The 15,983-nt window shown below is 68.8% G+C and carries 14 protein-coding genes; 9 read left to right on the top strand and 5 right to left on the bottom strand.

Features of this window, described 5'->3' with window-relative positions:
- The first annotated feature begins 56 nt into the window (after positions 1 to 56).
- The 5 genes from M3M28_RS00440 to M3M28_RS00420 all read left to right on the top strand — a co-directional run bounded on the left by M3M28_RS00440 (position 57) and on the right by M3M28_RS00420 (position 6,073).
- Positions 57 to 1,160: a hypothetical protein gene (locus M3M28_RS00440; protein WP_249386897.1), complete on the top strand. Its 1,104-nt coding sequence runs from the start codon at positions 57 to 59 to the stop codon at positions 1,158 to 1,160.
- A gap of 78 nt (positions 1,161 to 1,238) precedes the next feature.
- Positions 1,239 to 3,548: a phosphoribosylformylglycinamidine synthase subunit PurL gene (purL, locus tag M3M28_RS00435; protein WP_249386896.1), complete on the top strand. Its 2,310-nt coding sequence runs from the start codon at positions 1,239 to 1,241 to the stop codon at positions 3,546 to 3,548.
- Positions 3,549 to 3,589: 41 nt separating this feature from the next.
- Positions 3,590 to 4,069, top strand: coding sequence for a hypothetical protein (locus M3M28_RS00430; RefSeq protein WP_249386895.1), 480 nt, complete (start codon positions 3,590 to 3,592; stop codon positions 4,067 to 4,069).
- A 122-nt stretch (positions 4,070 to 4,191) separates the two neighbouring features.
- On the top strand, positions 4,192 to 5,334 hold the full coding sequence (locus tag M3M28_RS00425; RefSeq protein ID WP_431193865.1) for a fatty acid desaturase family protein: 1,143 nt from the start codon (positions 4,192 to 4,194) through the stop codon (positions 5,332 to 5,334).
- A gap of 61 nt (positions 5,335 to 5,395) precedes the next feature.
- A complete protein-coding gene (locus M3M28_RS00420; RefSeq protein ID WP_283255709.1) occupies positions 5,396 to 6,073 on the top strand; it encodes a metal-dependent transcriptional regulator in 678 nt (225 codons plus the stop codon).
- A gap of 6 nt (positions 6,074 to 6,079) precedes the next feature.
- Here the strand turns inward: M3M28_RS00420 and M3M28_RS00415 are convergent, their stop codons facing one another.
- On the bottom strand, positions 6,080 to 7,318 hold the full coding sequence (locus M3M28_RS00415) for an Nramp family divalent metal transporter (RefSeq protein WP_249386894.1): 1,239 nt from the start codon (positions 7,316 to 7,318) through the stop codon (positions 6,080 to 6,082).
- 122 nt (positions 7,319 to 7,440) lie between these two features.
- Here M3M28_RS00415 and M3M28_RS00410 point away from each other — a divergent pair, with 122 nt between their 5' ends.
- The 4 genes from M3M28_RS00410 (at position 7,441) to M3M28_RS00395 (ending at position 11,038) form a co-directional block, all read left to right on the top strand.
- A complete protein-coding gene (locus tag M3M28_RS00410; protein ID WP_249386893.1) occupies positions 7,441 to 8,118 on the top strand; it encodes a YoaK family protein in 678 nt (225 codons plus the stop codon).
- Between the two features lie 141 nt (positions 8,119 to 8,259).
- A complete protein-coding gene (locus M3M28_RS00405) occupies positions 8,260 to 9,114 on the top strand; it encodes an ABC transporter permease (protein WP_249386892.1) in 855 nt (284 codons plus the stop codon).
- Between the two features lie 59 nt (positions 9,115 to 9,173).
- Positions 9,174 to 10,217: an ABC transporter substrate-binding protein gene (locus M3M28_RS00400; protein WP_249386891.1), complete on the top strand. Its 1,044-nt coding sequence runs from the start codon at positions 9,174 to 9,176 to the stop codon at positions 10,215 to 10,217.
- A gap of 35 nt (positions 10,218 to 10,252) precedes the next feature.
- Entirely contained in the window at positions 10,253 to 11,038 is a 786-nt protein-coding gene (locus M3M28_RS00395; RefSeq protein ID WP_249386890.1) for an ABC transporter ATP-binding protein, read from the top strand.
- Positions 11,039 to 11,462: 424 nt separating this feature from the next.
- Here the strand turns inward: M3M28_RS00395 and M3M28_RS00390 are convergent, their stop codons facing one another.
- The 4 genes from M3M28_RS00390 to M3M28_RS00375 all read right to left on the bottom strand — a co-directional run bounded on the left by M3M28_RS00390 (position 11,463) and on the right by M3M28_RS00375 (position 15,937).
- Complete coding sequence (locus tag M3M28_RS00390; protein ID WP_249386889.1) at positions 11,463 to 12,338, bottom strand: sugar phosphate isomerase/epimerase family protein; 876 nt, start codon at positions 12,336 to 12,338, stop codon at positions 11,463 to 11,465.
- On the bottom strand, positions 12,335 to 13,558 hold the full coding sequence (locus M3M28_RS00385; protein ID WP_249386888.1) for a dihydrodipicolinate synthase family protein: 1,224 nt from the start codon (positions 13,556 to 13,558) through the stop codon (positions 12,335 to 12,337). The genes M3M28_RS00390 and M3M28_RS00385 overlap by 4 nt, the downstream gene beginning before the upstream one ends.
- Positions 13,558 to 14,748 (bottom strand): Gfo/Idh/MocA family protein, encoded by a 1,191-nt coding sequence (locus M3M28_RS00380; RefSeq protein ID WP_249386887.1) that lies wholly within the window; start codon positions 14,746 to 14,748, stop codon positions 13,558 to 13,560. Before M3M28_RS00380 ends, M3M28_RS00385 begins: the two co-directional genes overlap by 1 nt.
- 151 nt (positions 14,749 to 14,899) lie before the next feature.
- Complete coding sequence (locus M3M28_RS00375; RefSeq protein WP_249386886.1) at positions 14,900 to 15,937, bottom strand: LacI family DNA-binding transcriptional regulator; 1,038 nt, start codon at positions 15,935 to 15,937, stop codon at positions 14,900 to 14,902.
- Between the last annotated feature and the right edge of the window lie 46 nt (positions 15,938 to 15,983).

Genomic DNA, 15,983 nt, shown 5'->3' with positions numbered 1-15,983 from the left:
TGCGTATTCTTCAATTCGTGATGGGTTCTGGTGCGCGACGAGCGTCGATTACACGGATGCGGTGGCTGCGCGCCGCCGGCGGGTTCGCGCTCGCGGGCCTCGCGCTGACCGCCTGTTCGAGCGGCGGCGAGCGCATCGAGCCCAACGATCATTCGACCGACACTTCGCAGAAAGTCGCGGAGGCGCCCGAGGTCGAGTCGGTCATCACCGACCTCTTCACCGCGATCGAAGAGCACGACACCGACCGGCTCGACGAGCTCGTGCCCGACTACGACGACGTCGACGTGCAGGTGCCCGACGTGGGCCCCGAGCTCGTCGAGATCGGCGAGATCAGCGGCAACACGGGCCACTTCGACGGTGCCTCGGCGACCGTGCACGTGACCTACTCGCTCGCCGGCGAGGAGGCGTCGTGGGATGCGCAGCTGCGCTACGTCTCGAGTGGCAGCGACGACCCGGCGTGGCAGCTCACGAATGCCATCGTCGAGGTCGAGACGCCGAGCAGCGGCGGCAGCGGCCCCTACGCCGAGTACGAGGTGGTGCCGCAGCAAGACGGCATCGAGCTCGACGACAAGATCGACTCGCTGCCGGGTGCGTACCTCTACACCGTGACGCCGCCGACCGACGCATTTGAGGTGACCACCGATGCCGAGCAGGTGCCGGTGTTCGTCGGCGACCGCGAGAACGAGGCCCCGCCGACGCGCGAGGAGATCGCCTCGGCCGCGAGCATCCAGCTCTCGTCCGCCGGCATCGACCTCGTCTCGGGCAAGTACGCCGACGACGTGAACATGTGCTCGGGCTGGTGCAGCGAGCCGGCGAACGACAAGTGGCAGGCGATGGTGTGGTCGCAGGCCGTCGACGGCACCGGCATCTTCACGATCACGACCGGCCCCGGCGCCTCGTCGGTCACCCCGGTCGACCGCGACAACCCGGGCGACTGGGAGTCGGCGATCGCCGAGCAGGGCGACGCGGCCGCGCAGTACGCCGAGGTGAGCCCGCTCAGCATCGACTACTCGAAGGTGACCTGCTCGAGCGCATCCGCGAGCAGCTGCTCGGTCTCGCAGAGCGACGGCCTGCCGAGCACGCGCGACGCCGTGCGCCTGCTCTACCGCGTCGGCACCGACGGCTCGGTCACCCTCGCGGATGTGGCAGGCAACACGTAGGCGCACCGCGGCCCGCACGCCGACTAGACTCGGGGAAGGCGAAATCGCCGCCAGCATCCGTCTGCAAGGAGCCGTCACTTGAGCATCGAGCACGTTCCCGACACCGTTGAGCACGCCGAGGCATCCCCCGAGCGCGAGCAGCCGTACGAGGCACTCGGGCTCAAGGCCGACGAATACGCAAAGATTCGCGAGCTGCTCGGCCGCCGCCCCACTTCGGGCGAGCTCGCCATGTACTCGGTGATGTGGTCGGAGCACTGCTCGTACAAGTCGTCGAAGAAGTACCTGCGCCAGTTCGGCCAGAAGGTGAACGACAAGATGCGCGAGCACCTGCTCGTCGGCATGGGTGAGAACGCGGGTGTGCTCGACCTCGGCGACGACTGGGCCGTCACCTTCAAGGTCGAGTCGCACAACCACCCGAGCTACATCGAACCGTTCCAGGGCGCCGCGACCGGCGTTGGCGGCATCGTCCGCGACATCATTTCGATGGGCGCGCGCCCCGTGGCCGTCATGGACGGCCTGCGCTTCGGCGCCATTGACCACCCCGACACCTCGCGCGTCGTGCACGGCGTCGTCGGCGGCATCTCGTTCTACGGCAACTGCCTCGGCCTGCCGAACATCGGCGGCGAGACCTGGTTCGACAAGACCTACCAGGTCAACCCGCTCGTCAACGCGCTCGCCGTGGGCGTGCTCAAGCGCGACGACCTCCACCTCGCGAACGCGCGTGGCGCTGGCAACAAGGTCGTGCTCTTCGGCGCCCGCACCGGTGGCGACGGCATCGGCGGCGCCTCGATTCTTGCGTCCGACACCTTCAGCGAGGGCGGCCCGACGAAGCGCCCCGCCGTGCAGGTGGGCGACCCGTTCGCCGAGAAGGTGCTCATCGAGTGCTGCCTCGAACTGTTCGCGAACGACTCGGTTGAGGGTATTCAAGACCTCGGCGCGGCCGGCATCTCGTGCGCCACCTCCGAGCTCGCTGCTGCCGGCGACGGCGGCATGCACATCGACCTCGACAGCGTGCTGCTGCGCGACCCGACGCTCACCGCCGAGGAAATCCTCATGAGTGAGTCGCAGGAGCGCATGATGGCGGTCGTGAAGCCCGAAAAGCTCGACGAGTTCCTTGCAATTACCGGCAAGTGGGAGGTCGAGACCTCGGTGCTTGGCGAGGTGAACGACTCCGGCCGCCTCACGATCGACTGGCGCGGCGGCCGCATCGTCGACGTCGACCCGCGCACCGTCGCCGTTGACTCGCCGGTCTACGACCGCCCGGTCGCCTACCCGACCTGGATCGACGCGCTCCAGGCGAACAACGCCGAGGGCCTCCCCCGCCCGGCCTCGGGCGAGGAACTCAAGGCGCAGTTCCTCACCGTGCTCGGCTCGCCGAACGCGGCCGACCCGGCGTGGATCACCGACCAGTACGACCGCTATGTGCTCGGCAACACCGCCTTCGCGTACCCGGAGGACGCCGGCGTCGTGCGCGTCGACGAGACCACCGGCATGGGCGTCGCCCTCGCGATGGACGCGAACGGCCGTTATGCCCAGCTCGACCCCCGCGCGGGCGCACGACTCGCGCTCGCCGAGGCGTTCCGCAACGTCGCCGCAACCGGCGCCGCGCCGATGGCGGTCTCGGACTGCCTCAACTTCGGTTCGCCCGAGAACCCCGAGGTGATGTGGCAGTTCAAGGAGGCCGTTGAGGGCCTCGCCGACGGCTGCCTCGAGCTCTCGATTCCGGTGACCGGCGGCAACGTGTCGTTCTACAACCAGACGGGCGATGTGCCCATCCACCCGACCCCCGTCGTTGCCGTGCTCGGCAAGTTCGACGACGTCGCGCGCCGCGTGCCGAACGGCTGGCAGGAAGAGGGCCACAACCTCTACCTGCTCGGCGAGACCCACACCGAGCTCTCGGGCTCGCTCTGGGCGGATGCGGTGCACGGCCACCTCGGCGGCCACCCGCCGGTCGTCGACTTCGACCGCGAGCAGGCGCTCGCCGACCTCATCGACGGCGCCTCGCGCCAGGGCATCCTCGGCTCGTCGCACGACCTCTCTGAGGGTGGACTCGCGCTCGCGCTCGCCGAGTGCGTGACGCGCTTCGGCATCGGCGCGCGCGTCGTGCTCGACGAGATCATCTCGCGCGACCACGTCGACGCCGCGACCGCCCTCTTCTCGGAGTCGACCGGCCGCGTGCTCGTGTCGGTGCCGCGCGAAGAAGACGTGAAGTTCACGTACATGTGCGAGGCACGCGGCTTCCCCGTGATCCGCATCGGCGTCTCCGACGGTGTGGATGCGGACGCTCAGCTCGAGGTGCAGGGCCAGTTCACCGTGCCGGTCGCGAAGCTCCGCGAACTGCGCGGCGCGACGCTGCCGAAGCGCTTCGGTGAGCGCGTCGAGGCATAGCGTTTTCCGGCGCGCAACGCGCGTCGTTTATCCTGCGCAGCATGCGTGGTGGGCAAAGCGCGGCGACGCCGTGGTGGAAGAACGTGTGGACCTGGGTGGTCGTTGCGGGCGCGGTCATTGCGATTGTCGTGGTGATTCGCGTTGCGGCGCCGACCGTCGAGGTAAAGTCGGGCACGCCCGACAACGACACCGCCGCATCCCCATCGGCACCTGCCTATGACGGCACTGCACTCGCGAGCGCGACCGAGCAGGCCGTGCTCGACGCGTACGACGTCGACGAGTTCACCGACATCGAGGCGACCGACAACACAACGATCCTGATGTCGCACATCGCCTCATGGGACTCGTTCAGCGAGGGCCGCGTCACCGTCGTGCTCAGTGAAAAGGTGCGCCCCGACGATCTCGAGGCGTTCGCCACCGCCGTGCTCGAACAGGCCGAAGGGGTCACCGACCTCGACGCGGTGGTCGCCGTCGACGTCGAGGGCCTCGCCGTGTCGGCCGACCGCACCGAGGGCCCGTAGCAGAGGCGGGGTAACCGCATCCACAGGCGATGGGCACGTTGCGCCCAGTTTCGAGCGGCGCACGCTCGGTAGCGTGACTTGCAGCGATCGGTAATCTGCCTTTGGCTCCCCCAAGGGTCGATCTGCGGCCCGTAACGAAACAGGTACCGATCATCTCTCCCACCGCCACGCCCGTTGTTAGCGGGCTCGGTCCGCTGCGCACGACCAAGCGCGCCGACACCACCGACTTCCCGCCGATCGCGAAGGCCTACACCGAGGTTTCGGCCGTGGTGCGCGAGACCGGCCTGCTGCGCCGCACGCCCTGGTTCTACGGCCTCGTCGGCCTCGCGATCGTGCTCGCGCTCGGCGGCGCGGTGACCGGGTTCATCCTGCTCGGCCCGAGCTGGTTCCAGTTGCTCATCGCCGCGGCGCTCGGCATCATCTTCACGCAGGTCGCGTTCCTCGCCCACGAGGCGGCGCACCGCCAGATCCTCGAGTCGGGCCCGTCGAACAAGCGACTCGGGCGCATCCTCGCCTGCAGCATCGGCATGAGCTACGCGTGGTGGGACTCGAAGCACACGCGGCACCACGCGAACCCGAACCGCATGCGCAAGGACCCCGACATCGAGGTCGACACCATCTCGTTCCTCGAAGAGGATGCGGTCGATGCCCGCGGGCTGCGGCGCGCCATCACGAAGCGCCAGGGCTGGTTCTTCTTCCCGCTGCTCACGCTCGAGGGGCTCAACCTGCACCTGCACAGCTTCAAGCACCTGTTCCAGCGCGGGCCGGTCAACGGCCGCTGGACCGAGCTCGGCATCATCTTCGCGCGCTTCGTGCTGCTGCTCACCCCGATCTTCCTTTTCCTGCCCGTCGGCATGGCGTTCGCGTTCCTCGGCGTGCTCTACGCCGTGTTCGGCGTCTACATGGGCGCGTCGTTCGCGCCGAACCACAAGGGCATGCCGGTCATCGCCGAGGGCGCGAAGCTCGACTTCTTCAGCAAGCAGGTGCGCACCTCGCGCAACATCCGCGGCGGCTGGTGGGCCACCTGGCTCATGGGCGGCCTCAATTACCAGGTCGAACACCACCTGTTCCCGAGCATGCCGCGGCCCCACCTCGCGAAGGCCCGCGAGATCGTGCGCCAGCACTGCGAGACCCTCGGCGTGCCCTACACCGAGACCTCGCTCTGGCGCTCCTACGCGATCGTGATCGAGTACCTCAACCGGGTCGGCCTCGCGGCGCGCGACCCCTTCGACTGCCCGGCCGCCCAGCAGTTCCGGCGGGTCTAGGCGGGGCTCGCCCGGCGCCGAGTTTGGCAGCCCGAACTCGAAACTTTGGTACGGTTCATGCGTGTCGAACTCGCCGCTCTCGCCGAGCAACCTCAGCTACCTCAAGGCCGTCTGGGCCCTGGGCGAGTGGTCGCATGAGCCGGTGACGGCGACGATGATCGCTGCCCGCGTCGGCGTGCGCATGTCGACGGCGTCGGATGCGATCAAGAAGCTCTCCGAGCGCGGCCTGCTCGACCACGCGCCCTACGGCGCCGTGACACTGACCGAGGAGGGCACGGTGCACGCGGTGCAGACGGTGCGCCGCCACCGGCTCATCGAGACGTTCCTCGTTGAGGCCCTCGGGTACCGCTGGGACCAGGTGCACGACGAGGCCGAGCGGCTCGAGAACGAGGTCTCCGACTTCATGATCGAGCGCATCGACGCCTCGCTCGGCAACCCGCGCCGCGACCCGCACGGCGACCCGATTCCCGGGCCCGACGGCACGGTCGACAAGCCCGACGCGACCCCGCTCAGCGAGGCGAAGCCGGGCCAGTCGCTGCTCATCGAGCGTGTCTCTGACAGCGACCCGGCGCTGCTCGAATACCTCGCCGAGCAGGGCGTCATTTACGGCGCCGAGCTCGAGGTGCAGGGCTCGGCCCCGTTCACCGACACGGTGAGCCTCACGGTTCAGCCCTCGGGTGCGAGTCTGTCGATCAGTTCCACCGCCGCGCAAGAAGTTTGGGTGAGCGAGCGCGCATAACGCGCCCTACTGCATCCCAAACTGCAGCACGATCAGGCCGATGTTCAGCACGATGATCGCCGCAGTGATGAGCCAAGCCAGCGCCGTCGTCCACCACGCGTTGACCGCCGCGCCCATGACCGACTTGCGCGCGGTGAGCCAGACGAGCGGCACGAGGGCGAACGGGATGCCGAACGAGAGGATGACCTGGCTCCAGACGAGCGCCTGGGTCGGGTCGACGCCGATCGCGAGCACGATGATCGCGGGGATGATCGTGATGAGCCGGCGCGTGAGCAGCCGCATGCCGCGGTTGAGCAGGCCGCCCATGATGTCGCTGCCGGCGTAGGCGCCGACCGCGGTCGAGGCGATGCCCGAGGCGAGCAGGCCGATCGCGAACATCCAGGCCGCCGTCGTGCCGAGCGCGTGCTCGAGCGCGGCGTGCGCGCCATCGAGCGTGTCGGTGCCCTCGACCCCCGGAAGCACGGTCGCCGCGACGAGCAGCATCGCGAGGTTCACCGTGCCGGCGATCGTGAGCGCGATCGTGACGTCAACGCGGGTCGCGCGGATGAGCGTGCGTAGCGGCTTCTTCATACCCGCACCGAATCGGTCGCGGGCGAGCGAGGAGTGCGCGTAGATGGCGTGGGGCATGACGGTGGCGCCGAGGATGCTCGCGGCGAGCAGCACCGAGTCGGCGCCCTCAAAGCGCGGCACCATGCCGCCGAGCACGTCGCCGGCCGCGGGCGGCGCAAGCCAGAGGCTCCAGCAGAAGCCAACGGCGATGACGAGCACGAGGCCGATGATGACGAACTCGAAGGTCTTCGCGCCTCGGCGCGACTGAATGAGCAGCAGCACCGTCGAGACGACGCCGGTGATGATCGCGCCGACGACGAGCGGAATGTCGAACATGATCCAGAGTGCGACGGCGCCGCCGATGACCTCGGCGAGGTCGGTCGCGATCGCGACGAACTGCGCCTGCAGGCCATAGAGGACGCGCCCGGCGCGGTTCGAGATGCGGCGCCCGAGCAGCTCGGCGAGGCTCGCGTGCGTCGCGAGGCCGAGCTTCGCCGAGAGGTACTGCACGAGCCAGGCCGCGACGTTCGCGGCGACGAGCACCCACACGAGGAGGTAGCCGAACTGCGCACCCGCTGACATGTTCACGGCGACGTTACCCGGGTCGAGATACGCGACGCCGGCCACGAGGGCGGGGCCGAGCAACCATGCCGGCTTTGCCCGAGTTGCTCGCTGCGTGACGGTCGTACTCGCCATCGTGTCGTCCACCTTTTCGCCATTTGCGACAAACTTCGTCGCACCGAACTTTTGAAAACAGTAGCACCGAATATTTGTCGCGTGTGACGCGGCCCGTCACCCAGAGTCTCTAAGCTGGTGGCGTGAAAACGGTGACGCGCGATGGCCTGGTGCTCTCGTGTGCCCTCGCCTTCGCAGCCGGCTACATCGACGCGGTCGGCTTCGTCGCAACCGGCGGCATGTTCGTCTCGTTCATGAGCGGCAACTCGACCCAGGCCGGCGTCGAGTTCTTCCATAACGGCGCCGCGCAGGCACTGCTCGGCATCGGCCTCGTGGTCGGCTTCCTCGTCGGTGTGACGCTCGCGGGGATGTTCGCGAGCCGCATCGACGACCACCGGCGGGATGTGGTGGGCACCGCCGCGCTCGCCGTCGCGATCGTCGCGGGGCTTGAGCTCATCGGCTGGTCGTCGCCGTGGTGGTACCTGCTCGTCGCCGCCGCGATGGGCTCGCTCAACACGCTCTACCTGGCCGACGGCCGCGCCCGCGTCGCGATTACCTACGCGACCGGCACGCTCGTGAGCCTCGGCCTCGGCTTGGCCGCGCTGTTCACCGGCGGCTCGAAGGTCGCGTGGCGCCGGCCGCTGCTGCTGTGGGGCTCGCTTGCCATCGGCGCGGTCGCCGGCGCGGGCCTGCAGACGGTGCATCACGCGCTCTCGCTCTGCGTCGGCGCGGCCATGCTGTTCGCAATCGCGACCGCCCTCGCCGCGCGCCGCTTCCAGGGGCCCGTGCCCCGCTGGCTGCGCGGCACCGACGCGAGCTAAGACGCGGCGCGAGCCAAGCCGGAAACTTTTCCCGCGCATCCAGATGGTTGCCGATGCTGGTCACGCCGTTGTAGGCTGATACCACGGGAAAGCGTTTACCCATCGCCTCACAAATCTCTTACAACGATGTAAGGAGTGCACATGACAAGTGCAACTACTGCAACTCCGGTGATCGACTCACCAGACGCGCCAAAGCCTAAGGCTCGGCGCGGGGCGAAGTCGGGCTGGCTCCAGCAAACGAGCGGCTACGTCTACCCGACGATCTTCCTCGTGATCGCATTCATCGCCTGGTGGATCGTGACCGAGGCAGGCCTCGTCGCCCCGTACATCCTGCCCTCGCCGGCCGACACCCTCGCGGCGTTCACCGACAACGCGGCCTACATGTGGCAGCACACCTGGGTGACCACGACCGAGACCCTCATCGGTTTCGCGCTCTCGGTCGTCTTCGGTGTGCTCGTGGCGGTCGTGATGGTCTACTCGCGCACGCTCGAGCGCACCTTCTACCCGCTCATCCTGTTCGCCCAGGTGATCCCGAAGATCGCGATCGCGCCGCTGTTCATCGTGTGGATGGGCTTCGGCCCCGAACCGAAGATCCTCGTCGCCGTATTGATGGCCTTCTTCCCGATCGTCATCTCGGGCATCAGCGGCCTGCGCACGATCGACCCCGAGATCCTCGAGCTCACGAGCACAATGGGCGCCTCGCGCTTCAAGACCTTCGTCAAGGTGCGCTTCCCGGCCGCGCTGCCCGAGCTGCTCTCGGGTATGAAGGTCGCCGCGACCCTCGCCGTCACCGGTGCGGTCGTCGGTGAGTTCGTCGGCGCGAACGAGGGCCTCGGCTACGTGATCCTGCAGGCCAACGGCAACGTCGACACCGCGATGCTCTTCGCCGCACTGTTCATCATGTCGCTGCTCGGCATCCTGCTGTTCGCCGTCATCATCATCGCCGAACGCTTCCTCGTGCCCTGGCACGCGTCCCACCGCAACCTCGAGCAGTAACCCCACCCACGATCACATTCAACGACGAATTCGATCCTCACCAACCCGAGAGGCACTCCATGTTTACGAAGAAGTCCACCCGAATGGCCCTCGCGGCAGCCGCGACCGGCGCCGCCCTGCTGCTCAGCGCCTGCTCCGGCGGGGCCGGCAACGACACCGGCGCGACGGCGGCCGACGGCGAAATGACCGACGTCACCCTCATGCTCAACTGGTACCCGTACGGCGAGCACGCCGCCTTCTACTACGGCGTCGAAGAGGGCATTTTCGAGGAGCACGGCATCAACCTGACGATCCAGGCCGGCCAGGGCTCGACGAAGACGACGCAGGCCGCGGGCCAGGGCCAGGTCGACTTCGGCTGGGCCGACACCCCGGCGGTGCTCTCGAACATCGACAAGGGCGTCAAGGTGCACAGCGTCGGCGTGTTCCTGCAGACCACCCCCTCGGCCGTGCAGGTCTTCACCGACTCGGGCATCACCGAGCCCGAAGACCTCAAGGGCACCACCATCGCCGTCTCGGCCGGTGACGCGCCGACCACGACGTTCCCGATGTACCTCGAGGCCGCTGGCCTCCAGGAGAGCGACGTCACCCAGCAGAACCTGGATGCGGCGGGCAAGATGGCCGCGATGATCAACGGCCAGGTCGACGGCCTCATCGGCTTCGCGCACGACCAGGGCCCGACCATCGCCGCCGAGAGTGGCAAGGACGTCACGTACCTGCGGTACTCGGACGTCGGTCTCAACTTCTACAGCAACGGCCTCATCGCGAGCGACTCGATGATCAGCGACAACCCCGAGCTCGTCTCGGCGATGGTCGCGGCGACCTCCGAATCCTTCCAGGCCGCGATCGACGACCCCGAGGGCGCGGTTGCCTCGATGGACGGCAAGGACCCGCAGATGCCCGACGCTGAGGTGCTCGCCGAGCAGTGGGCTGGCACCATTGAACTGCTGAAGTCGCCGACCGACGGCGACGTCACCCCCGGCCTCAACTCGACCACCGACTGGGAGAACACCATCTCGGTGCTCGCCGAGGCGGGCCTCATCGAAGAGGCGAAGCCCGTTGACACCTACTTCAACGCCGACTTCCAGCCGGGCGGTGCGGAATGACCCTCATGGCAGATAGAGAGGATGTGGGGACTCGCATGGGATCTCGCAAGGACGTGCTGCTCGACGTCGACAACGTCGGCATCCGCTTCGAGACGAAGCGCCGTCAGGTGCAGGCGCTCGAGCACGTAGACCTCAACGTCAGCCGTGGCGAGTTCATCTCGATTGTGGGCCCCTCGGGCTGCGGCAAGTCGACGCTGCTGCGCGCCGTCGCCGGCCTGACCCTGCCCACCGAGGGCACGATCGAGCTGCGCGGATCGACGGTCACGAAGCCGCGGCAGGACGTCGGCTTCGTGTTCCAGCGGCCGGCGCTGCTGCCCTGGCGCGACGTACGCGGCAACATCATGCTGCAGGCCGAGATGCGCAATCTCGACAAGCGCGCCGCGACCCAGCGCTGCGACGAGCTGCTTGAGCTCACGAGCCTCACCGACTTCGCGAAGGCACTCCCCCACGAGCTGTCGGGCGGCATGCAGCAGCGCGTCTCGCTCTGCCGCGCGCTGCTCCACGACCCCGACGTGCTGCTCATGGATGAGCCGTTCGGCGCCCTGGATGCGCTCACCCGCGAGCACCTCAACGTCGAGCTCCAGCATGTCTGGGCCGAGACCGGCAAGACGGTGCTGCTGGTCACGCACTCGGTGCCCGAGGCTGTCTACCTCGCGAGCCGCGTCGTCGTGATGGGCCCTCGCCCGGGCCGCATCATCGAGGAGTTCGAGGTCGACCTGCCGCACGAGCGCGAGTACGAGCCCACGCTCGAGGACCCGCGCTTCCACGCGGTCGCCGGCCGCGTGCGCGAGCTGCTCGGCAGCCCGATGGGCGGCGACTAGGCGGCCGCTTGCTCGTCAGCACGGCGTGGGCCCCGCATCCTGAACTGGATGCGGGGCCCACGCCTCTTTGTTGGCGTACGTGTGGCGGGTTGGCGGCGTACGGCGAAGGCGGACGGGGCGGTGGGTGCGGTGGGCTGCGCCGCGGGCTGCGCGGCGGATGCGGTGGGCCGCGCCGCGCCCTCGCGTCCGCCCACCAGCCGCTCGCGCACCGAATCCTCGACGTTGCCATTCGCGCTCCGGCCAACCATGCGCCGTCTACCGCTAATGCATCGCCAGAACGCTACTGCGTCCGCGGGGACACGACCGTTCGCCGGGCGCGCGGCCGACACCAGATGCGCGGTCGTCAGCACCGCATCCGAGCTGCGCACGCAACGAAGTGGCGGCCTCCCCAACGCGGGGAGGCCGCCACTTCGTGGTGCGCTGGCTAGGCCGGCACGACCTCGGCGAGGTGCACGCCGACGGCGGCGTTGAACTTGGTCCAGGTCGCTTCGAGCGCCTCGGCGTACGGGGTGTCCCAAAGCTCTCCGTTAAACACCTCGACCTCAACGTCGCCCGCGTAGCCGGCGGCGTTGACGGCCTCGGTGAGCGAGGCGAAGTCGATGACGCCGTCGCCGGGCAGGTGGCGGCTCAGCAGCACATCCGCGGGCAGCGGCGTCTTCCAGTCGCACACCTGGTAGGTCGCGATCTGGCCGGCCGCACCGGCGCGCGCGACCTGCGCCGCAACATCCGGGTCCCACCACACATGGAACGAGTCGACAACCGCGCCGACCGCGGGGCTACCGATCGCATCCGCAATGTCGAGCGCCTGGCCGAGCGTCGAAAGCACGCAGCGGTCCGACGCGAACATCGGGTGCAGGGCCTCGAGCGCGAGGGTCACGCCGGCGGCCTGGGCCTCGGGCGCGAGGGTCGCGATGCCCTCGGCGAAGCGAGCCCGCGCATCCGCGATCGTGCCGCCCTCGGGAATCCCACCGGCGACCACGACGAGCACCGCCGCCGAGCCCGGGGCGCCCGCGGCCGCGAGCGTGGCCGTCTCTTCAATCGCGCGGCGGTTCTCGTCAAGCGAGACGCGCCAGGCGGCGTCATCCGGGTCGGTGAGAAAGCCCGAGCGGCAGTGGCTCGAGAAGCGCAGGCCCGAGTCGGCCAGCAGCTTCGCCGACTCGGCAAGGCCCACCTCGTTGACAGGCTCGCGCCAGAGGCCGATGCTCTGCACGCCCTGCGCGACGCAGAGGTCGAGCGCCTCGCGCAGGTTCGCGTACTTGATCGTCGCCTGGTTCAGCGAGAAGCGCGCGTGCGGGGTCATGCGCGCACCTCTCCCGCGTCGAGCACGCCGTCGAGGCGCAGCATCGAGTGCCAGCGCTCGGCCGCGAACTCGGGGCGCTCGAGCGCGCCCGACGCGTTCGCCAACTCGACGATGCGCGAGAGGTGCGGCAGGCTGCGCGCCGAGTGCAGGCCGCCGACCATCTTGAAGGCGGGCTGGTGACCGTTGAGCCAGCTCATGAAGGCGACGCCGGTCTTGTAATAGAAGGTCGGCGCCGCGAACACCTGGCGCGAGAGCTCCTGCGTGGGTTCGAGGATGCGCGTGAAGCCCTCGACGTCGCCCGCGTCGAGCGCCTGCACGGCCGCCGAGGCATTCGGCGCGAGCACGCTGAACGCGCCGAGCAGCGCATCGGAGTACTCGCCCGCCTCGTCGGCGCGGATGAGCTCGACGTAGTTGAAGTCGTCGCCCGTGAACATCGTGACGTCCTCGGGCAGCTGCCCGCGCACATACCGCTCGGCGTCGGCGTCGAGCAGGCTCATCTTGATGCCGGCGATCTTCGCGGCGTGGCTGTCGACGATCTCGAGCAGGTAGTCGGCGGCGGTGCGCCAGTCGCGATAGCCGAAGTAGCCCTCGAGCTGCGGATCGAACGCCGTGCCGAGCCAGTGGATAATCACCTTGCTCGACGCCTCACGCAGCACGCGGTCGTAGACGCGCAGGTAGTCGGCGGCTGACGTCGCCGCGCGGGCGAGGTGGCGGCTCGACATGAGCACGGGCGTGACGCCCTGCTCCTGGGCGAATGCGAGCTGCTCAAGGTAGGCCGTCTCGATTTCCTGCAGCGAGAGCTGCTCCTCGGCGCGGCCATCGGTGTTCACGCCGACCGCGACCGAGCCGCCCGCCTCGCGCGCGCACTCGGCCGACTTCGCGATGAGCTCGCGGGTCGCGGCCGCGTCGAGCCCCATGTTGCGCTGGGCGGTGTCCATCGCATCCGCGACGCCGAGGCCCCACGAGAAGATCTGGCGGCGGTAGTCGAGCGTCGCATCCCAGTCGATGTCGGCCGGGGCGCCGGGCACGTTCTCGGCGTGCACCTTCGGGATCACGTGCGCGGCCGCGTAAAGCGTGCGCGAGCGCAGCGGGCCGGTCGGCTTCGCGAACGCCGGCGCCGCGAGCAGCTCGGTGGCGCGGGTCGTGCCGTCGGCGTCGAGCAGCTGCAGCGTGATGTCGGTGGATGCGCGGCTCGCGCCGAGCGTCTGCGTCGCGGTCATTAGGCGTCCACCTGCTCTGCGGCGCGGTCGACGGCGTTGCCGAGCGCGAACTCCTGCAGGCTCACGCGACGACCCTGCGCATCCGACTCGAGGGCTGCCTCGGCGAGCAGCATGCCCGCGGCGCCCGAGCGGAAGTCGTAGTGGTGCTCGCCGTCGCCGACGACGTAGCGGAGGAACTCGATCCACTGCAGCTTGAAGCCGTTCTCGACGGCGTCGTTCTGCGGCACCTCAACCCAGTTCGACTGGTAGTCGTTCGCGTCGGGCAGGTCGGGGTTCCAGGTGGGCTTCGGGGTCGCGTTGCGTGGCTGCACCTTCGCGCCGAAGAGGCCGACGACGGCGCTGCCGTGCGTGCCGTCGACGTGCAGCTCGACGAGCTCGTCGCGGTTCACGCGCACCGTCCAGCTCGAGTTGAACTGCACGATGGGGCCGTCTTCGAGGTCGAAGATCGCGTAGGCGGCATCGTCGGCGGTGGCGGTGTAGGACTCGCCGTGCTCGTCGACGCGGGTCGGGATGTGCGTGCGCTTCTCGGTGTAGACCGAAGAGATCTTGCCGAAGAGGTTCTCGATGACGTAGTTCCAGTGCGGGAACATGTCGACGATGATGCCGCCGCCGTCTTCGCTGCGGTAGTTCCAGCTCGGGCGCTGGGCTGGCTGCCAGTCGCCTTCGAAGACCCAGTAGCCGAACTCGCCGCGCACCGAGAGGATCTCTCCGAAGAAGCCGCTGTCGATGAGGCGCTTGAGCTTGAGCAGGCCTGGCAGGTAGAGCTTGTCGTGCACGACGCCGTTCTTGACGCCGGCGGCCTCGGCCTCGTCGGCGAGCGCGACGGCCTCGGCGTAGCTCTCGGCGGTGGGCTTCTCGGTGTAGATCGCCTTGCCGGCGGCGATCGCCTTGCGGATCGCCGGCACGCGCAGCTGCGTGACGAGCGCGTCGAAGTAGATCGGGAAGTCGGGGTCGGCGAGCGCCTCGTCGAGGTCGGTCGTGTATTTCTCGACGCCGTGCTTCTCGGCGACCTCGCGGAGCTTCTCGGCGTTGCGGGCCACGAGGTAGAGCTCGATCGGCTGGCGCGAGCCGTCGGAAAGCGGGAAGCCGCCTTCGTCGCGCAGCGCGAGCAGCGAACGAACGAGGTGCTGGCGGTAGCCCATGCGGCCGGTCGCACCGTTGACGATGATGCCAATCGTGTTCTGAGTCATGTCGGTCCTCTCATGCGAGACCTCGTCGTTGAGGTTGTGGCAATCCTATGGGAAAGCGCTTACCCGAGCAAGCGGTGGATGCAACAACGGCCTCCGCGGGTGGGCGGAGGCCGGTTTTGGGGCGGGTTGGGACGGGCTTGCGGACGCGCGGCTAGGCGCCGCGGGCGGGCGTGCTCTCGCGGATCACGACCGACGTATTCGCCGCGAGGGCGACGGGGGCCCGCCCGGGGTCGTCCTGCATCGCGACCTTGACGGCGCGATAGCCCATGTCGTCGAGCGGCACGACGACCGTGGTGAGGGTCGGCGTGACGTCGCGGGCGGTGTCGATGTCGTCGAAGCCGGCGACCGAAACATCGCGGCCCGGCAGTTTGCCGAGGTCGCGCAGGGCCGTCATGGCGCCGATCGCCATGACATCACTCGTCGCGAAGATAGTGTCGACGTCGGGCATGCGCGAGAGTAGCTTGCGGGCGCCGGCGTAGCCGCCGTCGCGGCTGAACTCGGCCTCGACGTGGTGGTCGCCGCCGAACTCGATGCCCGCCTCGGCGAGTCCCTCGATGAACCCCTCGACGCGGTCGACGTTCGTGACGAGGCGGCGCGGGCCCGACACGATGCCGAACCTCGTGCCGCCGAGCTTCACGAGCGCGAGCGCGAGGTCCTTCGCCCCCTGGCGGTTCGAGAGCTCGACGACGTCGAACGGCGGGTGGTGCTGCGAGATGAGCACGACCTTGCCGCCGGTCGCGATGTAGTCGCTGAGGTGCTGGTCGAGCGCCGACTGGCTCACCGCATCCGTCGTACGCGAGCCGGTGAGAATGATCGCCTTCGGCCGCTGCGTGCGCAGCGTGCGCACAATCTCGACCTCGGAACCGGTGTCGTGGTGGGCCGTCGCAACTGTCACGACCAGGCCTTCTTCGGCCGCGCCGCGCATGACGCCGGCCGCGATCGCGCTGAAGTACGGGTCCGCGATGTCGCTCACGACGACCGCGATCGTCGACGAGGCGCCCTTCGCGACCGACTGCGCCGAGAGGTTCGGCAGATAGCCGAGGCGGTCTGCCGTTTCCTGCACGCGCGCGCGGATGTCTTCGTTCACGCGCCGGGTGCTGCCGTTGATCGCGCGCGAGGCGGTCGCGATCGAGACGCCCGCCTCACGAGCGACATCCCCGAGCGTCACCGGCTGCTTCGCTGCCGCCATGTGTCCCTCCGAATGTTCGTCGTAGTCGCAGTTGATTCTAGCGGGA

This window comes from Gulosibacter sediminis (assembly GCF_023370115.1).
Lineage (GTDB): Bacteria > Actinomycetota > Actinomycetes > Actinomycetales > Microbacteriaceae > Gulosibacter > Gulosibacter sediminis_A.
Note: the sequence above shows the minus strand (reverse complement) of the source record. Positions and strands in the feature narration are given on the sequence as shown.

Coding starts and splice junctions, on each gene's coding strand:
- M3M28_RS00405 (WP_249386892.1), top strand. CDS start 8,260: ATGACAAGTGCAACTACTGCAACTCCGGTGATCGACTCACCAGACGCG.
- M3M28_RS00380 (WP_249386887.1), bottom strand. CDS start 14,748: ATGACTCAGAACACGATTGGCATCATCGTCAACGGTGCGACCGGCCGC.
- M3M28_RS00430 (WP_249386895.1), top strand. CDS start 3,590: ATGCGTGGTGGGCAAAGCGCGGCGACGCCGTGGTGGAAGAACGTGTGG.
- M3M28_RS00385 (WP_249386888.1), bottom strand. CDS start 13,558: ATGACCGCGACGCAGACGCTCGGCGCGAGCCGCGCATCCACCGACATC.
- M3M28_RS00375 (WP_249386886.1), bottom strand. CDS start 15,937: ATGGCGGCAGCGAAGCAGCCGGTGACGCTCGGGGATGTCGCTCGTGAG.
- M3M28_RS00400 (WP_249386891.1), top strand. CDS start 9,174: ATGTTTACGAAGAAGTCCACCCGAATGGCCCTCGCGGCAGCCGCGACC.
- M3M28_RS00390 (WP_249386889.1), bottom strand. CDS start 12,338: ATGACCCCGCACGCGCGCTTCTCGCTGAACCAGGCGACGATCAAGTAC.
- M3M28_RS00440 (WP_249386897.1), top strand. CDS start 57: ATGCGGTGGCTGCGCGCCGCCGGCGGGTTCGCGCTCGCGGGCCTCGCG.
- M3M28_RS00415 (WP_249386894.1), bottom strand. CDS start 7,318: ATGGCGAGTACGACCGTCACGCAGCGAGCAACTCGGGCAAAGCCGGCA.
- M3M28_RS00395 (WP_249386890.1), top strand. CDS start 10,253: ATGGGATCTCGCAAGGACGTGCTGCTCGACGTCGACAACGTCGGCATC.